This is a genomic window from Aeromonas sp. HMWF015 (assembly GCF_963878965.1).
Lineage (GTDB): Bacteria > Pseudomonadota > Gammaproteobacteria > Enterobacterales > Aeromonadaceae > Aeromonas > Aeromonas veronii.
Genome location: NZ_CAWNZT010000433.1, coordinates 1 through 1281, shown reverse-complemented (window position 1 = coordinate 1281; position 1281 = coordinate 1). Strand labels below are relative to the sequence as shown.

1 protein-coding gene is annotated in these 1281 nt (G+C 54.9%); it reads right to left on the bottom strand.

What is annotated here, in order from left to right; genetic code table 11:
- Positions 1 to 1195 (bottom strand): IS21 family transposase (gene istA, locus AACS18_RS22390; protein WP_108613368.1); only part of this gene is annotated, 1195 nt, incomplete at its 3' end.
- Positions 1196 to 1281: the final 86 nt, after the last annotated feature.

Genomic DNA, 1281 nt, shown 5'->3' with positions numbered 1-1281 from the left:
GCGCTGCGTGGTAGAAGGCTCCCGGCTTTTTCACCAGACTACCTATGACGTGACGGAAGTTGATGCAACGGGCACGACGCTTCCCCTTTGCCGCCCTGACCCTATGGCTGCTCATCACCTCATCGCTACCCACGTAGCAGCTCAGGCGATCATCCCAGAGGCGAACTTTCAGCATCTGCCCAATCAGTCGAGAGGGAACGCTATACACAACGAATTTCACATTGATAGTGCTACTGCTGCTTACCCGAACGGAGAATTCTTCGTAGTCAGCACAGCGATTCCGGGGCAGTGGTGTCAGAAACGCCAACTCTTGCTGGACCAGATCCTGATTGCGTTGGTTATGACGCAAAACCTGTTGGGTTACAAATCGTCGGTACTCTTCCAGCGACTGGAAGTCATTACTGCCACGAAGCAGCAGGGCTTGCCGGATACGTTGCTTAAGATGGCCGTGGGCTGATTCAACCGAGCCATTTTCATGGCCCCGCCCTGGGTTGTTGCGTGACGGCGTCATGCCGTAATGTTCGCAAAGTTGGGCATAGCGCTCGGTCTGATCACGATGGTCATCTTCACTCAGGTTCTTCCATGCGGCTGCCAAGCTATCTGTACGGTGCTCTTGCGGTACACCGCCCAGCTGACCAAGAGCTTCCTGGAGCCCCTCAGCCAGAGCGGTAAAGCTCTCTCCACCAGTAACGATGCGCACCCAGCTCCAGCGGCTCCATTCAAGCCTGAAATGGAAAAGTTTATGTTCCAGCGGGCGACCATTGAGAGTGATCACCGTGTCCTTCAGCTGGGTAAAGTCAGACAGCGCTCGTAACCCTGGTTTGTGCTCCTGGCGGAACATAATTTCCAGCTCTTCGCCATGACAAGCTTTCCAAGTGCGGATGCGCCGTTGGAGCGTCCGCCGCACGGTATCAGGGTACTGGCCTGGGTATTTATCTTGTAAGTACTCAAGAACGGTTGTCGGTGAAAGTCGTGGACGAGATGCGAGCAGGGGGAGGATCTCGTGTTCCCAGACCAGCTCCAGCGGGTCCTGACGTGTACGCCAGTGTCGCTCGCTCGACTGCTGCCATTGTCCTTTCTCGATACGCCGCCCAGACCGGACGGAGATTCCAGCGGTAGTTGACGCCGCATGCTGACTAAGACCTTTCTTACGTTGAGCCATATAAAAACTGACCTGCCTAATGTTCAGCGTCACAAGGTCTCCCTGGAAAGAAGAAACAGGACGCTTAGATTACAAACAGGCCAGAGTAATTGTCGCGAAGCGGACGGTGTAATTGTCGC